Consider the following 21349-nt stretch of genomic DNA (forward strand, 5'->3'; position numbering starts at 1 on the left):
TCGAGATAACCGCTCTATTGAGCAAGCTCTCGAATTTGTACTCTATATTGCTTCCCGTTAGGGTTTACAGACACTTCCGACAAAGCGATAGACTCATAGCCTCTCACGATGGCTTTGCGCCATGGCGAGAGTTTAGTATTGACTTCTAAACCTTCGTTATCGTACCAGTAGAATCGATACTGAATGTGTTGGTCACCCGTATAATGACTGGTAATACGAACCACGCCGCGTGTATGACCGTCCACTTCTGTCGTTGCAATATCATCAATAACTAAGCGAGAGCCTAAGACATTATCGCCAAAAATAACATTTTGAGTAGACCCATCAACCCTTAAACCCGCTGTGTTATCGGCACAACCACTTAGTGCCAATGCTGCACATAAAATAAAAAGCCACTGTTTCATTACAATCTCCCTAATTGCTTGTGCCATATCGTCGCCGTTCCACCTTGTCGTGAAACCCAGACTAAAGCGGTACGACCCGCTTCTACATTAAATTCATACTGCTGACCATCAACGTCAACCTGTTGTTTTCCAGCGTTGACAACTTCACCACTGCTGTATATTTCCCCGGGTAGAGTTTGCCAGCTGCGTGTATCTGGCTGCTCGGTCAGCGTATTCCATAAGTTAAAGACTAGATTAACTACGTCATCACCTTGAGCTGCTTCTTTTCGAAGCTGATCTTTCGCATACACTCTTAGTGCTTGGCGAATGATCATTGATGGCATACGTTCTGATAAATCACGCTCGGCCATTAAATTGACGTCGGCCAGCTGATGATCGGTCATTCGTTCACCATTTAACTTCACCGAGCTAAAGCGCTCAGACACGCCATTGGCATAATATGGCAGCGCTAAAGAATACAAAGCACCGTCGCCTCGGCTGTCATAAATTGGTAAAGTTTGTTTCCAGCTTTGAAGGGCTTGAACTACCCCTTGCTCTTGTAAAACAATAACACGTGCTTGACTGTCATTTAGAGTCGCGATCTGGCCATAAGTTTCTTCCAATTGTTTAAGATCTTGATTCATACCTAAACGTTTGGCCAAACGAATTGTTGCCTCTATCACCTGTGGATTGTCAGGCATCACTGCCAAAGCACGCCTGTAATCAACATAAGCACTATTCAATTCACGAGACGTCTCATACATCAGCCCTGATAGATAAAGTAAGTAACCATTTTGCACTGCTTGCAAGGTTTTACCCGCATCCGGGTAATTAGACAATACGCTACCTAAATTCGGCGAAAGCCCTTGAGCCTTCATTGAGTTTTGCGCTGATTCAAGTTCAGATTGACGTTCTTGACGAGCTCTCTCTTGAACCTGATTAGCTCGACGCATCTCAATTGTCGCGCCTTCTAAATCATTATCTTGTAAATAATTAAGCCCCAGATAGAGATGTAAAAAACCAAGCTCATAATCTGCAGGGTAATAGTTATTTAAGTTGTCATTAACAGCCAACGAAGCCAAACTTGTCGCAGAGTCAGAAACCGATATTGTCGCTCTATCTTGTTGAGTACGTACAGCTCGGTCACTATCACTCAAGCTGCTATGACTTGCTTGGTAATTCTCAGATAAAAATTGAACACGCCCTTTTTCTAAGTTATCAAGCACATCACCAGCAACAAACTCAGGAAGCCTCTGCTCTGCTTTTTCATATTGCCCAGTTTTTACGGCCTGATACACACCATTATTTTGTGCACTATAGTGGCTAAATAGATTGCCCGCTGACATGTTGCTGCACGCGGACAACAAAGCTACTGTGACTGAGACGAGGGTCAGTTTAATCACTCGTTTCAAAGCTTACTCCCAAAGCGTCGATTGATCATTATCACTCAGCCAATTAGTTAATCAGTATAGGGCCTAACGCTCTGCCACCAACAAGGTGCATGTGAATATGGTAAACCTCTTGTCCACCAAAGGAGTTGCAATTCATGATCAAGCGATAACCGTCCTGATCAATTCCCTCTTCTTTAGCAAGTTTTTTAGCGACGGTAAATAGTCGTCCCATCACCAGCTCATCTTCAGCTTCAATATCGTTAACCGTAGGAATAAGTTTATTAGGCACAATTAGTACGTGAATAGGCGCTCGTGGGTTGATATCACGAAATGCGGTCACTAATTCATCTTGATAGACAACGTCTGCTGGGATTTCTTTATCAATGATCTTTCTAAATATTGTTTCTTCAGCCATGAGGCGCTCCGACGATTGGTATGTAACTGATAAATATGAACTGATTGTTATTCTGTACTGAATCAAATCGTTCTCAGTATGCGCTAACAGCGTTCAAAGCTCAATTAAAACCAAAATTCCCAAAAATGAAATTGAGTTAACAAATATGAAAAAGAAATTGACTCCAAATTGATTTATGTATTGTCCGTCAACAAACGCGAGCCCCATCCTCCATAGAATAATGACAATTTTGTTAGTTTTGGCCATTGGCCGTTTGCACGATATTTTTTGGGAGAGAAGCATGAAAGGATCCGTCATCAGAAGGATGTATACGGGGTTTACCCTCATCATCATAATGTTTGCCGTCATAACTGTTTTAATGTTGAACGGCATGAGCCAAATACACACCAACTTTGAATCAGTATCGAAGGTATCACTACCTTTGGTCTCTACATCAAATCAAACTGCGGTTCAATTGCTGTCAGCCGACAAATCGTTTAAAGACTTCTTAACCACTCAAAACACAGACCGTATGAGTGCGATGCGCGAAGAATTCGCTCAAGCTAAAGCGAGGTTTTCAGACACATTTAACCAGCTACAAACTGCAAGTGCTGGTGAAGAGTCCCTTAATGAGAACATAACTCAGCTTCAAGCTATGGAAGAGCGTTACTTCGCCGAAGCCAATGAAGCCATGGATAATTACGAGGCGATGTTTGCAGCACAAGCACAAGTGCAACAATCAACACGTCAGTTCCAACGCTTGCACTCTGAACTCAGTGCAGGAATGAAAGAGTACGTAGATGACCAAAGCAGCATCTCTGTAAAGGTGATGGCAAAAAGCTACTTCATTAAGTTAAGAGATGCTGAAGTTATCACCTCTGACGCCCTTGCAAGTTCTGACGTCGATTTTGTAAACAAAGCCGTTGCGAAAAACAGAAAAGCAGTTTCTCACTTAAACTACGCCTATCGTGGCCTAGTGACACAGATGCCTGAACTTAAGAAAGCCTTTCAGGAATCTGTTGATAATTTCAGCCGTGACGTTGGCCAAAAAGGTGGCGTATTAGATCAACATAATAGCTACTTGATGGCTAGAGCAGCACTTTATGAAAACATCGCTAACCTTGCTGTTGAAGTCGATAATGCGATGGCCATTCTTGATTCGTTTAACGCAACTGCCTCTCAAAAGCTGAGCGCTTCACTGACTGAAGCTGGCGACGTTTATGACCAAGGATTTATTCGAGCAGTGGTTATTTGCGCGATTGTTGTCATCTTCGCTGCTGCCATCGGTTATCATATTGCCCAAAGCGTTCGAGAACCTCTTACTCGTATCTTAAAAACATTAGAAAGCCTCACTGAAGGCGATATGACACAACGCATCGATATTCGTTACAACAATGAGTTCAGTCGTGTCAGTGGTCACATCAATTCACTTGCCGATAACCTTCATAACGTATTGGTAGAATTAAACGACGCATCTGATAATCTGACCAGTACAGCGAACACAAACCAATCCACATCAACTCAAGCACAAGGCCAGCTTAGCTCTCAGCGCGAGCAAACATCCAACGTCGCTACTGCCATGACAGAGATGGCACATTCTGTTCAAGAAGTAGCTCAAAGTGCTCAAAGCTCACAAAAAATGGTTCAGCAAGTCGAATCGGCGTCTGAATCCGGTCGACAGATCATGAGCACTAATATATCCACCATTAATCAATTAGAAACCAGACTCAATCAATCTGTTGAAGCCGTTGGCGATTTGCAAAAAATGAGCAGCCAAATTGGCTCAATTTTGGATGTAATCCGTAACATTGCAGAGCAAACCAACTTGCTGGCGTTAAACGCAGCAATAGAAGCGGCTCGAGCGGGTGAACAAGGTCGAGGTTTTGCGGTTGTTGCTGATGAAGTACGGGTACTGGCGCAACGAACAACCGAATCAACTAGTGAAATTGAGAATATGATTGGTAACTTACAAAGTAGCTCTTCATCTGCAAGTAAAGTTATCGAGAGTTGTAAAAATGATATGGAGCTTTCGGTTGAACAAGCTTCAAATGCCAATAGCGCGATGGAAGAGATTCAAGCTCTTATTCTAGAAATTAGTCACATGAGTACTCATATTTCACAAGCGGCTGGAGAACAAAATGAAACAACATCCGAGATTGCTCGAAATATTGAAGAGATAAACCTGATTGCTGACAGTAGTTATCAAGCAATGTCTGAAATTGCTGCAACTAGTGCAAATTTAACACGTTTGGCAGGTCAACAAGGTGACCTTGTACATCGATTTAAGCTGTAATCAATTACACAGAGGCCATTACGACCAATAGCCTCTGAAACTTAACATTCATTACCTTATTGGGCGACTTTAATTTAAAGTCGCCCTTGTTTTTTTATGTGCCCATCATCATATCTTACTGATATGGTTTGCAGTGCCTTATTTCCCACTCTTTACTGCAAGCCGAACATGAGGAAAAGTTATGGCAGTTCATGTTGGGATCATCGATCAAGACCCTATTCGTCTTGTAACCCCACTGCTCGATCACCGTAGTATTAGTTCGCACATCATATTTATCGGCGACAAAACACAAGAAGCTGCTTATCTTCGCTTGCATAATGTGCTCGACAAGCGCTCAATTACCTCAGAGTTTTTTGAAATCCCAACAATTGTAAATACCTCAATAATTAAAGAGTCAATACAAGTTCTTGCTGAAGATTTAAAAGCTAGAGGTGAAGAGGTTAAACTCAATGCTAGCTGTGGGTTAAGACACCGCTTACTTTCTGTATACGAAGTGTTTCGTACTTATCAATGGCCAATCTTTGTCGTCGAGCCCAATAGCGACAAATTATGCTGGCTGTACCCCGAAACAAAAGAAGACACTCAAGTTCAAGACCACATCACCATTGCTGATTACCTGACTATATTCGGTGCAAGAGGCGAGTTTAATGACCATGAGCTTCCACCTACGTTAGATAAAACCTTATACAAACTGGGTGAACGCTGGGCGAGCAACGCTTTAGTACTTGGCCCCGGTCTGGCGACACTAAACTACTTAGCGACAACTTGCCGCAAAGAACAGAGACTCGATGTAGAGCTATCCGAAAAGCAGCAAGGTTATAAAGAACTCAACATGCTTCTTACCGATCTTGTCGACGCTGAAATCGCGAGCTATAAAGACGGTACACTCACATTCATCAGTGAAGATGCAAGACGTTTCTCAAATGGTGAGTGGCTTGAGACTCTTGTTCACAGCACGGTTAAGCAGATCCAAGATGATATGCCGACTATTCAAGATCGGTCGCTAAATGTGCAAGTTTATCGTCAACTTGGTGAGCGAGAGGTCAGAAATGAGCTTGATGTTGCCTCGGTAGTTAATAACAAGCTCCATATAATCGAGTGTAAGACTAAAGGTATGCGTGACGATGGCGACGACACCTTATACAAGCTTGAATCGCTTAGAGACTTACTAGGAGGCTTACAAGCACGAGCTATGCTCGTCAGTTTCCGCCCGCTTCGTCATAACGACATTACTCGTGCAGAAGATCTTGGGCTTGCGCTCATTGGCCCTGATGAACTAAAAAACCTCAAACATCACCTACGTATTTGGTTCCAAGGCGCAGGTGGTAGTGAAGAGCTTTAGTTAGAAACTAATTCAAGCGTTATCTTCAATTGCAAAACAAAAAGCCCTACATACTTATTTAGATATGTAGGGCTTCTTTATATACCGCTTTACGTTAACTCAATACAACCGTGCTTTAGTTAGCTGTCATCTTCAGTAAAATTTGTCGGCAGCGTCGTTTTCATTTGATTCCAAATAAGTGAGCTTTCAATACCATAGTGACGGATCACTAATGGTAATTTTTCACGATCACCATTTTCACAAACATCTAAAAGCTCTCGGTAAAACTCCATCGCCAAATTACGTGCTTGTGGATTTGAAAAGTAGTAGCTACCAACGCGGTCGTACAGCTTTTTCACACCATTAAATATCAGACCATAAATTTTGTTTCCAGAGTGGAAAGCCAAACGTTGGAACAACATATAGTCGTAAAAGTTAAACGTACGCGCTAGCAATATTTCTTGGCGTTTCTCTTCATCTTTCTCACCATCATCTTTTACATGTTGGCGAATCTTATCGGCGTAAGGTGATGAAGCCATAAAGTCATCCCAATCGCTTGCTTGAATCAATGCTTCACAAGACTCGATAACAGACGCGATTGTCTTCTCGGAATTTTCTTTGTTCCCCTTAAATGCATGACGCATAAAAATAGGGCTAATATTAGTACGAGCAGATAAAAGGTCTTCAACAATTGACGTGGCATTATCGGCATCAAGCGTCATCAAAGTATCAAGAATATGCAGCCCAGAGGTTTCCATAAATTGATTTACTTTAGTTGGCTTGCCATGTTGGATAGTTAACCAACCGTCTCGAGCTAGGCGCTGTAAAACTTCTCTCAAAGTCGTTCGTGTAACGCCAATAAGTTCCGAAAGCTCACGTTCAGCCGGTAAAATTGACCCCGGCGGAAAGCGACCATTCCAAATACTCTCGATAATATATTTCTCTGCAAACCCTGCTGGGCTCTTAGCCTTAATGACCATTAAGTACTTTCTCGTATTATTTTATTGTGTCTAATATTACTCATCATACCACTAGTTTAATGGGTTCGGAAACAAAGAGATAGAAAACTGGAACAGGGTTACATTTAGAGCAAAAGCTCCACTCTGGGTAGATTTATAACTTTCTGACTTTGGATTAAATTTGTATTAAATCGCTCCATTTTTGCATATTTAGTTAACACGCTCGTTGACCGATATAGCGATAAAAAGAAATAAGCACGCTCAATCATTAATTTATCAATTCAATATCAGCATGAATAAATACCACTTTATAAGTACAAGTAAGGCACTAGAGCCCCAATTAACACAATATTAACAAAAAGCACTAAATGACCCTACTTAGATCGCGTTTTTAGCCAAATGTATCCAAATGTTACTTTCAGTGAGTTTTTCTTATTGACTATAAAGTTCGTGAGAGTAAAGTTGCGGTCGTAGTTAATAGTGCTTGTCGTTCTCAGGGAGTGACTTGGCAAGGCCACAAATTTGTTACGAGATTGTTGTTTTACTAAGTCACTGTTGCACCAAATGTTTTTATATAAATTTGGTTAATATGAATACAAGCCCACTACCGTATTTATTCATAAACAACATTAAAGAGTATTTTCCATGTCGATGTCGCTCGGAAAAGCCATTATCAAGAACTTTCTTGGTAAAGCGCCAGACTGGTACAAAGTTGCCATTATTTCATTTCTAGTTATTAACCCATTTGTATTTTTCTTTATTAACCCATTTGTGGCGGGTTGGCTGTTAGTTGTTGAGTTTATATTCACACTAGCAATGGCACTAAAGTGCTACCCTCTGCAACCTGGAGGACTGCTGGCGATTCAAGCGATTGCTATCGGAATGACTAGTCCAGAACAAGTTAAACATGAATTGGTCGCCAATATAGAAGTATTACTGCTTTTGATCTTTATGGTTGCAGGCATTTACTTCATGAAAAACCTTCTGCTATTTATGTTTACCAAGATTCTATTAGGTATTCGCTCTAAAGCGATGCTTTCAGTAGCATTTTGTTTCGCAGCGGCTTTTCTTTCTGCTTTCCTAGATGCTTTAACTGTTATTGCCGTAATCATTAGTGTTGCCGTTGGGTTTTACTCAATTTATCACAAGGTTGCGTCAGGTAAAGGATCGACAACATCGCACGATCATACAAAAGATGATCAGTTGTCTGAATTGACCAGAGACGATCTAGAAAACTATCGTTCATTCCTACGCTCTCTACTAATGCATGCTGGTGTAGGTACGGCACTAGGTGGCGTTATGACGATGGTTGGTGAGCCGCAAAACCTTATTATTGCCGATCAAGCAGGTTGGTTATTTGGTGAATTTATTATCCGCATGGCCCCTGTTACCTTCCCCGTTTTTGTGTGCGGTTTGATTACTTGTGTAATCGTCGAGAAACTTAAGGTTTTTGGTTATGGCACAGAGCTTCCTGACAATGTACGTAAGATCCTAGTAGATTTCGATACAGCAGAGCGTAAAACCCGGACAAAACAAGACGTAGCAAAACTTTGGGTTCAAGGTGCGATCGCAGTATGGCTAATCGTAGGCCTTGCGCTTCACCTTGCTGCGGTTGGTCTTATTGGCCTTTCCGTCATCATCCTTGCTACAGCCTTTAATGGTGTAATAGAAGAGCACTCACTCGGTAAAGCGTTTGAAGAAGCTTTACCCTTCACTGCACTACTAACCGTCTTTTTCTCTATTGTTGCTGTTATCATCGACCAAGAGTTGTTCAAACCTGTTATCGACGCAGTATTACATGTTGAAGACAAGAACACTCAGCTTGCTCTGTTCTACGTAGCAAATGGTCTACTATCAATGGTCTCTGATAACGTCTTTGTTGGTACCGTTTATATTAATGAAGTTAAAGATGCGCTAATTGATGGAATGATTACTCGTGACCAGTTTGATTTACTTGCTGTTGCAATCAACACGGGTACAAACCTACCGTCAGTGGCAACGCCAAATGGTCAAGCCGCGTTCCTATTTCTTTTAACATCAGCGATAGCTCCATTAATAAGACTATCTTATGGCCAAATGGTTATTATGGCTCTGCCATACACGATCGTCTTAGCAATAGTGGGATTAATCGGAATCATCTTTTTTGTCGAACCGATGACCGCCTATTTTTATGATATGGGTTGGATAGTACATAAAACCGCAAGTGTGACCGAAGCGGTTTTATCCAGCGGGCATTAAAAAAATCAGTTGATAATGAAACTAATACACGATAAAAAGCTCTGATATATCAGAGCTTTTTTTATTTCTACAAGGAACCAGTTGTGAAGCTTCTAAATACAATTAAAACGTTTTCCCAAACCCGTCTTTCATGGCTACTGTTGCTTCTCTTTGTCATATTTTTTGAAGCATGCGCGCTATTCTTTCAGCACGTTATGATGTTGTCACCATGCGTAATGTGTATTTATGAACGTGTTGCGATGCTTGGTGTGGGTGGAGCTGCATTAATTGGACTGATCAATCCTAAAAGCCCTGTCTTACGGTGGTTAGGTCTCGCAGCCTGGGGCGCTAGCAGTTATAAAGGGCTAGCTCTATCACTTCAACACGTGGATTATCAATTCAACCCATCACCTTTTGCCACTTGCGATTTATTTGTCACTTTCCCTAGCTGGGCACCGCTAAACCAGTGGGTTCCATGGATGTTTGAAGCGTATGGCGATTGTAGCAAGGTCGTTTGGCAGTTCTTGGATTTATCAATGCCACAATGGTTGGTCGTTATTTTCGCAGCAAATCTAATTGCTTTATCCGTGATTGTGATTGCACAGTTTGCTAAAGATCGTGATAGCAGAAGAATGTTTAGCTAATCCAGCAGCTTACATAGACAAGATCCAAACAAAATAAAAAGCCCCTTTTGGCCTCTTTATAGTTAAAACTATATAAGACTAAAAGGGGCTTTTTGTTGTCTGAGTAGGTCTAATAACCTTTCCTTAGAGCCGATCTGTCTAGTTCATGTCTCTTGTTGGGGCTGGTGCTAATACTTCTCTATTTCCGTTATGACCCGGTGCACTCACAATACCTTGCGCTTCGAGCTGCTCGATAATTCGCGCTGCACGGTTATAACCAATTTTGAACTTACGCTGAACACCAGATACAGAGCCACGTCGTGACTCAACCACATGTTCTACAACCTGATCAAAGAGAGGGTCTCTCTCTTCATCTCCCTCCATCTTCTCACCTGGTAACAGTGTTTCCGGAGATTGATCGCCATTAGTAATTTCATCAATATAGTTTGGTCTACCACGAGCTTTCCAGTTATTCACGACAGAGTGAACATCGTCATCTGACGCAAATGCACCATGTACACGAATGGTATGGCTTGAGCCGGACGGCAAGTAAAGCATATCACCCATACCTAGCAACGACTCAGCTCCGCCTTGATCCAAGATAGTCCGTGAGTCCGTTTTGGTTGAAACAGTAAATGCGACACGTGTTGGTATATTCGCTTTAATCAAACCCGTGATAACATCTACTGAAGGTCGTTGGGTCGCTAGTATTAAGTGAATACCTGCTGCACGTGCTTTTTGAGCAAGGCGAGCAATCAGTTCTTCAACTTTCTTACCTACAACCATCATAAGATCGGCAAATTCATCAATAACAACGACGATGTAAGGCAGGTTTTCAAGTAATGGCGGCTCAGGGTCCATACTGTCCCCATCACGCCACAATGGATCATGAATTGGGTGTCCAGCTTCTGCAGCCATTTTCAGCTTATCGTTAAAGCCTTTAACGTTACGAACACCGAGCGCAGACATGAGCTTATAGCGACGCTCCATCTCTCCAACACACCAACGAAGTGCATTTGATGCATCTTTCATATCAGTAACAACTTCAGATAACAGGTGAGGAATGCCCTCATACACTGATAGCTCAAGCATCTTAGGATCGATCATAATAAAGCGCACTTCTTCCGGTGTCGCTTTATAAAGCATACTAAGGATCATTACGTTGACACCAACCGACTTACCCGAGCCTGTCGTACCTGCAACAAGAACATGCGGCATCTTAGCGAGATCAGCGATTACTGGGTCACCGGCTATATCTTGGCCTAACACCATTGTCGTTGGAGACTTCGCCTCAACAAACGTTGGTGTGCCAACAACATCAGAGAAGAACACTGTTTGTCGGCTTATATTTGGTAATTCAAGACCAACATAAGGCTTGCCTGGAATAACCTCGACAACACGAACAGCTATTGCGGATAGAGAGCGAGCTAAGTCCATTGAAAGACCAGATATACGACTCACTTTCACACCTGGAGCGAGATCTAACTCAAAACGAGTAATCACTGGGCCAGGGAAAATATCAACCACTTGCGCTTTAATTTTATAGTCAGCAAGTTTGGCCTCAACTAATCGAGCAATATTTTCTAGGCCTTCTCTATCAATAAAGTTTTCGCGCTTTTCAGGGTGATATAGCAGTTCAAGAGTTGGCATTGGCTCTGTAGGTTTTGGAAGAAGCGCATCCTTTTGAACTAAAAATGGGTTTAACTTACCGGCTGCGTTAGCTTGCGCATCAGCAACAAGAGATTGGAATGCATCAACGTCTTCGTCTTCACTTTCATCAGTAACGGGCAATTCATCAACAGACGCTTCAACAAGTTCAGCCTCTGTAATGTCAGTACTCGCTAATTCTGGTTCATCTGCCACTTCAAAGGTCGATATTGTCGGCTCACGTTGATCAATATTTGGTTCAATCTCCTCAACAACATGCTCAAAGCTACTTTCTGACAATACAGGCTCAAGATCTGGGATATCGTCTTCTTGAAATTCAGCTTTAGGCTGTTGTTCAAATAGCTCGTCTTGTTCAAGATTTGGTTCTTGAACCCAAGGCATGGCAGCCGCTTCTACATTGGCCTCTTCATATTGTGAAGATAATTGACGTTCATAACTTCCTTCTTGAAGCGGTAAATCATCATCATTGAGTGCAGCTTGTTCTAATTGCTCGATCGTCGCATTGAGTGGCAACGTTCTATCATTCGTCTCATCTTCGATATTGGTGTCATCAATTCGAATATCGGGTATATCAATATTTGAAGGTGTTTCAGCTTGCTGCTGCGCTTCTGGCATATGGATATTAAAGCGTCTCTCTTTTGATGATTCGAGTTCAATCTCATCAGGTTGACTAGAATTAATCTCAAGAGCGTCCTCTATATCAGACTGACGAACATTTCGATGAACACCACTTTGTAGACCAAGGTTTTCTTGATCAACATCTGGTTGATTAAGAATAGCTGAGATGTTTTCTTCTTTTTCACCGCGGATACGATTAACGGCAGACGTCACAGCGCGAATAGAGTAATCCCCAATCCATTCGACCATCGCTAACCAAGAGATGCCCGTTAACAACGTAAAACCGGCACCCCATAAAAAAAGTAAAACGAGCGTTGTACCTAGAACGTTTAATGTTGGCAATGCAAGGCTCGTCAATACATCACCAATGACACCGCCTGAAGAGAAGTACCAAATGTCATCAAAGTTAATATCAGCTAAAGCACAACTCGTTAGAATGATAATGGTAAGGCCAAGTAAACGCGTACCCCATATCATGAAGTCGATGGGTTCGTCTGAATCACGATTCCGTAGGAAAATCCAGGCAACGGCTGTGACAATCAAGGGAATAGGATAAGCAAGAGAACCAAAGATGAAAAATAACGTATCGGCGATCCAAGCGCCGACTATCCCGCCTGAATTCTGAATATCCATACCCCATGCTGTTTGAGACCACGATGGATCAGCAGGGTTAAAAGTGAATAGCGCGACGGTGAAGAAGATAGAAATAAGCACAGCAATAATCAGGACACACTCTTTCAATCGTTGTGTTCCGTTTAAGCGTGATGAGCTAGAGGCCTCACCCGTTTTTACAATCGTTGCGACTTTCTTTTTGTTCTCGTTGAACATAGACCTACTTTAATCTTGATAATGACTAACTAAAAATCTGGGAATAGGCTAGCTCGTGTTACTGGCTAGCATAAGTAAAGTTAGTGAAGTTAAAACAATAAGAGCGGCAAACGCCGCTCTTAAAGATTTAACCATACTGGTGAATAAAACCCAATTGCCTAACGTCAGAATATGGAAAAGAGTTCCAACATTTCTAACATTAGTAACTCTTTACATGTTTCTGGCGATTAATAAGCTAAACGCTAGAAACAAAGTGAGAGCTTTTATCGAGTTTTTATCACTAGTTGATTGGTCTGTTTGACTTCTTCCATGACTACATAGGTGCGTGTGTCGTTAACACCCGGCAAACGTAGCAACGTATCACCAAGCAGTTTTCGGTAAGCACTCATATCAGATACACGAGTTTTCAATAGATAATCGAAGTCACCAGAAACTAAATGACACTCTTGGATATCATCTAGCTTTTGTACTGCAGTATTAAATTGTTCAAAAACGTCTGGCGCTCCGCGATTCAACGTAATTTCAACAAATACTAACAGTGATGCGTCAAGATACTGCGGATTTAACAACGCTGTGTATCCCGTAATGTAACCTTGACGTTCTAATCGACGAACACGTTCAAGACATGGAGTAGGCGAAAGCCCTACACGTTTTGAGAGTTCTACGTTAGAAATACGACCATCTTTTTGCAACTCATTAAGAATATTGCGATCGATACGGTCTAGATCCTTGGACGGCTTTTTGTAATTGTCTGCCATTTTTTATTCCACCTTATTACTTCCTTGCAAAAAAATATACTACAACTTCTTAATATTCAGTATCAAATTCTTCAAATTACTTACTATACTAGATATTAATTCGACAGAATTACCCTACACATAGATAATACAACCAAAATAACATAAGGAGTCAGGATGATCATTGGCGTACCTAAAGAAATCAAGAACCACGAGTACCGAGTGGGCATGATCCCAGCTAGTGTGAGAGAACTAATCTCTCACGGTCACCAAGTTTTTGTAGAAACCAAAGCCGGTTCAGGCATCGGTTTTTCAGACGATGATTACATCGCTGTAGGCGCATCCATTCTTCCTACTGCTGCTGACGTTTTCGCGAAAGCAGAGATGATTGTAAAGGTCAAAGAACCTCAAACTGTCGAGCGAGCCATGCTAAAAGAGGGGCAAATATTATTTACTTATTTACACCTCGCACCAGATTTTCCACAAACTGATGAGCTAATTAAGAGCAAAGCTGTCTGCATTGCCTATGAGACTGTAACAGATTATATGGGTCGCTTGCCACTACTTGCACCTATGTCTGAGGTAGCGGGCCGCATGTCAATCCAAGCTGGCGCACAAACTTTGGAAAAATCTCACGGTGGACGTGGACTTCTGCTTGGCGGAGTTCCAGGAGTAGAGCCCGCTAAAGTCGTTGTTGTTGGTGGTGGCGTGGTTGGTGCTAATGCTGCTCGTATGGCTGTTGGCCTTCGTGCTGACGTAACAATTATCGATAGAAGTTTAGATACTCTTCGTCGTTTAGATGAAGAATTCCAAGGCCGTGCAAAAGTCGTTTATTCTACAGAAGACGCTATTGAGAAGCATGTTCTAGAAGCTGACTTGGTGATTGGTGCAGTTCTTATCCCTGGCGCTGCGGCTCCAAAATTGGTGACTAAAGAACATATCGCTAGAATGAAGCCAGGCGCGGCGGTTGTTGACGTAGCTATCGACCAAGGTGGTTGTTTTGAGACCTCTCACGCGACGACTCACGCAGATCCAACTTACATCGTTGATGATGTGGTTCACTACTGTGTAGCAAATATGCCGGGCGCTGTTGCTCGTACATCGACCTTCGCTCTAAACAATGCAACACTGCCATACATCGTTAAATTAGCGAATAAAGGCTACCGTGAAGCATTGCTTGAAGATAAAGGCTTCCTTGAAGGACTAAACGTTATTCACGGTAAAGTAACGTGTAAAGAAGTGGCAGAAAGCTTCGATCTTGAATATGTAGAACCAACTAAAGCGATCGAAATGTTCAACTAATCTCGACGCTTATAGATAAAAGGTCTAGTTATAAACTAGACCTTTTTTGTCTAAAAAGAAGAACTTTAGTCTTAATTAAATTTTAACTGCGACATCTATTTGTTCACGTGAGGGATCTTGCAGCTGAATCTGTTCTTTTATTGGCATTGCGTCAAAGTCCTCTCTTAACCACTTAACCAACGAAGCAAAAGAGAGCGACATTAATAACACCAATGGTAAACCCACAATCAAGCTCACTGTTTTAATCGCTTCTAACCCACCAATATTCATCACCACTAAACCTGTAAAACCTAACAGTAACGCCCAGAATAATCGGTTTGCACGACTTGGTTCTTGGTCATATTCGATATCTTTAGAAGCAATAGACGCCAAGACATAGGACGAAGAGTCCACCGTAGTTCCTGAATAAATAAATCCAACGCAGATAAACAGTGGTAACAGTAACGCTGACCATGGTAATGACTGAAGCACCCCTAAAATTGCTGCGGGTGTACCTTGTTCCTTAATGGTATCTAATACAGGGAACACGCCGTTGAACTCGGCATACATTGAGGTATTTCCAAAGATCATAAAGAACAACATACAACCTAAGCTACCGGCAGTAATCACTGTCAGACCAATGTCTTTAAATGTACGGCCTTTAGAAATACGCGCAATAAATATTCCCATATAAGGGCCATATGCCACCCACCATGCCCAATAGAAGATGGTCCACCACTGAGGAAAGTTGCTTCCACCTACTGTATCTGTGTATAAAGACATCCGCGTAAAGTTACTCATCATTAAACCAACGCTGTCGGTAAACAGGCTTATCATGTAAATGGTTGGGCCGCCGATAAAGATGATGCTACAGATAATGGCTAAGGCGATGAGGTTTAAGTCACTGAGGACTTTAATGCCTTTTTTGAGGCCTAAAAAGACGGAAGTAGAAAAAATAAGCGTCCAAATCACAACGACTGCTATATCAACACTACCGCTTCGCTCGATACCAAGAAAGTTGCTGATTGCTTCTGACAGCATAGGTGTACCAGAAGCGAGTGAAGTTCCCGTGCCGCCAACAAGACCAAAAATAACTAGAATATCAATTACCTTACCCATCCACCCTTTCGCATTCTTGTCGCCAATCACACCAGAACAAGCCTCACTGAGTCGCAATGCCTTTTTCTTACGGTTGTAGTAAGCATACCCAATTGGAAATGCGCATAGGCAGTAGAAAGCCCAAGCAATGGGTCCCCAATGGTACATACCATACATGGCTGCGTATTCTGCAGCAGCTTGGCTATTAGCTTCAATGCCAAACGGAGGGGCGGCGTAATAGTAAGTCCATTCAATTGAGGACCAGTAGATGAGGGAGGTACCGATACCAGAGCAGAAAAACATTCCAATCCAGCTTATGCGAGAGAATTCGGGCTTTGCCTCTTCACCACCGAGTTTAACTTGCCCATAGCGGCCAAAGCATAGCCATAAAATTGCGCCAAAGAAGCTAACCGCTGCCCAAATATAGAGGACGCCAAATTTTTCGACAACAAAGTTAAACACGGTTTGAATGATGGTTTCTGACTGCTCTTCAAAGCTAATAAGAAAAGTCATAATAACGAGGACTGTACAAAACGAAGGGATAAAAACTGATTTATCAATTTTCGCTTCAACATCTGTATGATATTGATTCATGGGGTTCCTTTTGGTAAAAATACCGGAACACTCTAACGGATTGCATTTAACGAGGTCTAATGCATATAAAATCTGATATACCACCTTACATACAGATACCATATATGTTTGTTAATGCTTCCCCCTTCCAAAATATAGTTATTCATCAATTAAGTGAGTGTATTTAACATAACAGAACAAGTAGCTATTTCTCCTTCCGTGAGCAACTTCGTTTTTAAACCGTATCCTGAGCCATTCAACTCTATCTGAAATGACGCTACCCCTTACTCATCAAGCTTCTCTGACCTATATGACAATATCATCATATAAAGATTTAAAGCGGTAATCCCTGTCTAAAGTGATGCCCACCTATCAATGCTCAAATACCGTTGTTTTCTAACAATTTTGAATCAATTTAACATCTTAAATTCTGGGCGGTTAATTTTTACATACTAAGTGGCTAAAAAATAAAAAGCCCCCGTAAATGGGAGCTTTCTATATGTAACGTTATGTAAAAAGGCCGTAGGGCTTTCCTATTTTTTCAATTATTGAGCGAATCTGCTGACTAAAACCATCTTTCTAAAACAGTCTTATCCAACTGTGTAAATGCTCGATTTAAAATCTTAGCCAACTCTTTATAACGCGGCTTAGATTTCATTGGTTCTAAGGCTGCACCCGATTCTATAATTTTTTGATATAACTCTCGGTACCAACTAGCTAGAGATGGAGGTAGCTGTTTATTAGCTCGGTTTCCAAGCCACCACATTCCTTGCAGTGGTAGGCTCATCGCAAACAGTGCAACAACAACCGCTTGAGGTAACGCTTGCTGATTTTGAAATGCAACTTGAGTGATCACGCTGATTGCAGCAATTGCTGGCATAACACGAATCGCAAAACGCGTGGCTTTAATGATTCGCTGCTCAGGAAATATAACAGCCAACTCTTTTCTCATTGGCCACGTATCCATGTACTTCTGACCGTCTCTTAGGCTGTGTACCAACCCGACTTTATCATTCATAGAAATCTCTCACTTTTGAACAGCGCCTTACTAAAAAATTTTAATCTTTCAATTTTTAGCGTAAAAAATTGACTAAAAATAATATTCTTTCAATTTTTTTTGTTATATTTGTCGAATATCGCTATTCTTTGCACCCTTTCATACTCATTGTTGCCGTTATTTGTGATTTAGGCAACCATGCGATGAAACCAGCAAGGATTGCGAGCATTACTTTCATAGTAAAGTGATGTCTTATTATAAGGAAATAAGGTTAACTTTTTACCAAGAATAGTGCGTAACCTTTACTCGGTCAGCTATTCTTGAGATTGAATTTCATCTTTTCTGATTATGTCAGACGAATAACAGGTAGTCACACTCATGTCTAAGCTGGTTTTAGTTTTAAACTGCGGAAGTTCTTCACTTAAATTCGCAATTGTTGATGCAACAAATGGCGACGAACACTTAACAGGTCTTGCTGAATGTCTTGAGCTTCCAGAAGCTCGTATCAAGTGGAAACTTGATGGTAAGCACGAAGCACAATTAGGTGAAGGCGCAGCTCACAATGAAGCTCTTTCTTTCATCGTTGAAACTATTCTTGCTTCTAAGCCAGAATTAGCTGAGCAACTTAAAGCTATCGGTCACCGTGTTGTACACGGCGGCGAAGAATTCACACAGTCAGTTCTTATCGATGATTCAGTTCTTAAAGGTATCGAAGACTGTGCAGCACTAGCGCCTCTTCACAACCCAGCTGCAATCGTTGGTATTAAAGCAGCTCAAAAAGCATTCCCTGGCCTACCAAACTCTGCAGTATTCGACACTGCGTTCCACCAAACTATGCCAGAAGAAGCGTACCTATACGCTCTACCGTACAACCTTTACAAAGAGCACGGTATCCGTCGCTACGGCATGCACGGTACTTCTCACCTGTTCATCGCTCGCGAAGTTGCTGAGCAACTAGGCAAGCCAGCTGATGAAGTAAACATCATCAACTGTCACCTAGGTAACGGTGCTTCTATTTGTGCAATTAAGAACGGTAAATCTGTAGATACTTCAATGGGTCTTACTCCTCTTGAAGGTCTAGTTATGGGTACACGTTGTGGTGATATTGATCCTGCGATCATCTTCCACCTACACGACTCTCTAGGTTACTCAATCGAAGAGATCAACACGATGCTAACTAAAGAGTCTGGCCTAATGGGTCTAACTCAAGTATCTCCTGACTGTCGTTTCATCGAAGACAACTTCGGTAAAGACGAAGCTGCAACTCGCGCAATGGACGTGATGACTCGTCGTTTAGCTAAATACGTTGCAGGTTACACAGCGACTCTAGACGGCCGTGTAGACGCTATCGTATTCACAGGTGGTATCGGTGAGAACGGTGCTCCAATCCGTGAAGCGGTACTTAACCGTCTTGGCATCTTTGGCATCGAAGTAGATGGTGAAGCTAACCTTAAAGCACGCTTTGGCGGCGAAGGTACTATCACTACTGCTGATAGCCGCATCCCTGCAATGGTTATCTCTACTAACGAAGAGTTAGTAATTGCAGAAGATACAGCTCGCCTAGCAGCACTATAATAAATTTCGGCTAGCGCAATCGCTAGCCGCTTTTTCAATAACGTACTCTGTTCAAACGTTTTTCTATATACAAACATTTACTAAGTACATACATAGGGGCTCAACCGCTATTCCACTGGAATTTTGTCAATCATTGTTCATTACAATGAGTCGAGATTTAGGGAATAATCGTTGGGCTTTTATTTCAAATAAATAAAGGTGTTTTGCATATGTCTCGTACTATTATGCTTATTCCAACTAGTGCTGGTGTTGGTCTTACTAGTGTTAGCATGGGTGTTCTTCGCGCGATGGAGCGTAAAGGCGTTAATGTTTCTTTCTATAAGCCAATTGCACAACCTCGCTCAGGCAAAGATCAGCCAGATCTAACCTCAACGATTATCGAAGCAAACAGCTCAATCACGGTTGGTCAACCAACGCCAATCTCAACCGCCGAAAACCTAATCGGTAGTGAGAAAATGGACGTACTTCTAGAGTCGATTGTTGCTGAATACAACAAGGTAAACGGCGAGTCTGAAGTTACACTTATTGAAGGTCTAGTACCGACACGTAAGCACCCATTTGCTAACCAAGTGAATGCCGAGATTGCTAAAACGTTAGGTGCAGAGATCGTTCTTGTTGCAACGCCAGGTACAGACAACCCATCTCAGCTAAAAGAGCGTATTGAGGTTGCATGTTCTAACTTTGGTGGTGCTAAGAACAAAAACATTAAAGGCGTTATCATCAACAAGCTGAACGCTCCTGTTGATGAAGCTGGCCGTACTCGCCCTGACCTATCTGATATCTTTGACGATGCAGACAGCGCTCAGAAAGCGAACCTAGAAGTGATGCAAATCTTCAACTCTAGCCCTATCCGTGTACTTGGCTGTGTGCCTTGGAGCATCGACCTGATCGCGACTCGTGCGATTGATATGGCGAAGCACTTGAAAGCTGAAATCATCAATGAAGGTGAGATCGAAAGTCGTCGTATTAAGAGCATCACGTTCTGTGCACGCTCTCTTCCTCACATGGTTGAGCACTTCAAACCAGGCTCTCTGCTTGTAACTTCAGCAGACCGCCCAGACGTTATCGTTGCTGCAGCACTTGCTGCGAAAAACGGCGTTGAAATTGGTGCTATCTTGCTAACTGGTGGTTATGACCTTCCAGAGCAGATCGTTGAACTTTGTAAGCCTGCATTTGAAACTGGTCTTCCAATTATCAAAGCACAAGGTAACACTTGGCAGACTTCGTTGAACCTACAAAGCTTCAACTTAGAAGTTCCTGCAGACGATAAAGAGCGTATCGAATTCGTTAACGATCACGTTGCTAGCCACATTGATGGCCCTTGGATCGACTCTCTATCAGAAGGTGTTCAAGGTATTCGTCGTCTTAGCCCACCAGCATTCCGTTACCAGTTAACTGAGTATGCTCGTAAAGCTGGCAAGCGTATCGTTCTTCCTGAAGGTGATGAGCCACGTACAGTTAAAGCTGCGGCTATCTGTGCTGAGCGCGGAATCGCAAGCTGTGTACTTATCGGTAACCCTGATGAAATCCGCCGTGTTGCTGCTGCTCAAGGGGTAGAACTAGGCGCAGGTGTCGAAATCATCGACCCTGAAGTTGTTCGCGAAAACTATGTTGCTCGTCTTGTTGAGCTACGTGGCAAAAAAGGCATGACGGAAGTTGTTGCTCGTGAAAAACTAGAAGACTCTGTATTCCTAGGCACAATGATGCTTGAGAACAACGAAGTTGATGGTCTTGTATCTGGCGCGGTTCACACCACGGCAAACACTATCGTTCCTCCGTTCCAAATCATTAAGACTGCACCTGATGCCTCTATCGTATCTTCAATCTTCTTCATGCTTCTGCCTGATCAAGTATTGGTTTACGGAGACTGTGCTATCAACCCAGATCCAAACGCTGAGCAACTGGCTGAAATCGCTATTCAATCAGCAGATTCTGCAACGGCATTTGGTATCGACCCACGCGTTGCGATGATCTCATACTCTACTGGAGAATCTGGTAAAGGTGCTGACGTAGATAAAGTACGTGAAGCAACTAAGATTGCTCAAGAGAAACGTCCTGATCTAATCATCGACGGTCCTCTACAGTACGATGCAGCAATCATGGAGAACGTAGCAGCGTCTAAAGCGCCTAACTCTCCTGTTGCAGGTAAAGCAACGGTATTTGTATTCCCAGACCTAAATACTGGTAACACAACGTACAAAGCTGTACAGCGTTCAGCAGACCTAGTTTCTATTGGTCCAATGCTTCAGGGCATGCGCAAACCTGTAAATGACTTGTCTCGTGGCGCACTTGTAGACGATATCGTGTACACAATTGCTCTAACTGCGATTCAATCAACACAGCAGTAATTCAGTCTATTCAGCTGTAACTCAATTCATTTTGATTTACAGCTG

General features: G+C 42.3%; 15 protein-coding genes. 7 read left to right on the forward strand and 8 right to left on the reverse strand.

All coding sequences use genetic code 11. From position 1 onward, the window contains the following. Nucleotides 1-14: 14 nt before the first annotated feature. The 3 genes from L4D20_RS14870 to L4D20_RS14880 are packed head-to-tail and all read right to left on the reverse strand — an operon-like array spanning nt 15 to nt 2189. Nucleotides 15-404: a YcfL family putative periplasmic lipoprotein gene (locus tag L4D20_RS14870; protein ID WP_428802387.1), complete on the reverse strand. Its 390-nt coding sequence runs from the start codon at nt 402-404 to the stop codon at nt 15-17. Then, nucleotides 404-1795, reverse strand: coding sequence for a COG3014 family protein (locus L4D20_RS14875; protein ID WP_428802388.1), 1392 nt, complete (start codon nt 1793-1795; stop codon nt 404-406). Before L4D20_RS14875 ends, L4D20_RS14870 begins: the two co-directional genes overlap by 1 nt. A 43-nt stretch (nt 1796-1838) precedes the next feature. Beyond that, a complete protein-coding gene (locus tag L4D20_RS14880; protein ID WP_428802389.1) occupies nt 1839-2189 on the reverse strand; it encodes an HIT domain-containing protein in 351 nt (116 codons plus the stop codon). 280 nt (nt 2190-2469) lie between these two features. Between L4D20_RS14880 and L4D20_RS14885 the strand changes: the two genes are divergently transcribed. Together L4D20_RS14885 and L4D20_RS14890 are read left to right on the forward strand one after the other, a co-directional pair. Further along, nucleotides 2470-4461, forward strand: coding sequence for a methyl-accepting chemotaxis protein (locus tag L4D20_RS14885; protein ID WP_428802390.1), 1992 nt, complete (start codon nt 2470-2472; stop codon nt 4459-4461). Nucleotides 4462-4642: 181 nt separating this feature from the next. Continuing rightward, on the forward strand, nt 4643-5803 hold the full coding sequence (locus L4D20_RS14890) for a DUF1887 family protein (RefSeq protein WP_428802391.1): 1161 nt from the start codon (nt 4643-4645) through the stop codon (nt 5801-5803). A 119-nt stretch (nt 5804-5922) separates the two neighbouring features. Here L4D20_RS14890 and fadR read toward each other — a convergent pair whose 3' ends face one another. Next, nucleotides 5923-6762 carry a fatty acid metabolism transcriptional regulator FadR gene (gene fadR / locus L4D20_RS14895; protein ID WP_428802392.1) on the reverse strand — a complete coding sequence of 280 codons (840 nt, stop codon included), beginning with the start codon at nt 6760-6762 and terminating at the stop codon, nt 5923-5925. Nucleotides 6763-7386: 624 nt separating this feature from the next. On the opposite strand from fadR, the gene nhaB reads away from it, so the two are divergent. After that, a complete protein-coding gene (gene nhaB, locus L4D20_RS14900; protein WP_428802393.1) occupies nt 7387-8979 on the forward strand; it encodes a Na(+)/H(+) antiporter NhaB in 1593 nt (530 codons plus the stop codon). Nucleotides 8980-9062: 83 nt separating this feature from the next. Continuing rightward, nucleotides 9063-9602 (forward strand): disulfide bond formation protein DsbB, encoded by a 540-nt coding sequence (gene dsbB, locus L4D20_RS14905; protein ID WP_428802394.1) that lies wholly within the window; start codon nt 9063-9065, stop codon nt 9600-9602. A gap of 138 nt (nt 9603-9740) precedes the next feature. On the opposite strand, the gene L4D20_RS14910 is transcribed toward dsbB, so the two are convergent. Both L4D20_RS14910 and lrp read right to left on the reverse strand, forming a co-directional pair. Then, entirely contained in the window at nt 9741-12695 is a 2955-nt protein-coding gene (locus tag L4D20_RS14910; RefSeq protein ID WP_428802395.1) for a DNA translocase FtsK, read from the reverse strand. 263 nt (nt 12696-12958) lie between these two features. After that, nucleotides 12959-13453 carry a leucine-responsive transcriptional regulator Lrp gene (lrp, locus tag L4D20_RS14915; RefSeq protein WP_017033863.1) on the reverse strand — a complete coding sequence of 165 codons (495 nt, stop codon included), beginning with the start codon at nt 13451-13453 and terminating at the stop codon, nt 12959-12961. A 156-nt stretch (nt 13454-13609) separates the two neighbouring features. Here lrp and ald point away from each other — a divergent pair, with 156 nt between their 5' ends. Further along, nucleotides 13610-14734, forward strand: coding sequence for an alanine dehydrogenase (ald, locus tag L4D20_RS14920; RefSeq protein ID WP_428802396.1), 1125 nt, complete (start codon nt 13610-13612; stop codon nt 14732-14734). Nucleotides 14735-14809: 75 nt separating this feature from the next. Here ald and L4D20_RS14925 read toward each other — a convergent pair whose 3' ends face one another. Both L4D20_RS14925 and yfbV read right to left on the reverse strand, forming a co-directional pair. Beyond that, nucleotides 14810-16405 carry a BCCT family transporter gene (locus tag L4D20_RS14925; RefSeq protein ID WP_428802397.1) on the reverse strand — a complete coding sequence of 532 codons (1596 nt, stop codon included), beginning with the start codon at nt 16403-16405 and terminating at the stop codon, nt 14810-14812. A gap of 544 nt (nt 16406-16949) precedes the next feature. Continuing rightward, a complete protein-coding gene (gene yfbV / locus L4D20_RS14930) occupies nt 16950-17402 on the reverse strand; it encodes a terminus macrodomain insulation protein YfbV (protein ID WP_428802398.1) in 453 nt (150 codons plus the stop codon). A 357-nt stretch (nt 17403-17759) separates the two neighbouring features. On the opposite strand from yfbV, the gene L4D20_RS14935 reads away from it, so the two are divergent. Continuing rightward, nucleotides 17760-18956 (forward strand): acetate kinase, encoded by a 1197-nt coding sequence (locus tag L4D20_RS14935; protein WP_428802399.1) that lies wholly within the window; start codon nt 17760-17762, stop codon nt 18954-18956. A gap of 209 nt (nt 18957-19165) precedes the next feature. After that, nucleotides 19166-21304 carry a phosphate acetyltransferase gene (gene pta, locus L4D20_RS14940; protein ID WP_428802400.1) on the forward strand — a complete coding sequence of 713 codons (2139 nt, stop codon included), beginning with the start codon at nt 19166-19168 and terminating at the stop codon, nt 21302-21304. Nucleotides 21305-21349 lie beyond the last annotated feature (45 nt).

The sequence above is a fragment of the Vibrio kyushuensis genome (genome assembly GCF_050337325.1).
Lineage (GTDB): Bacteria > Pseudomonadota > Gammaproteobacteria > Enterobacterales > Vibrionaceae > Vibrio > Vibrio kyushuensis.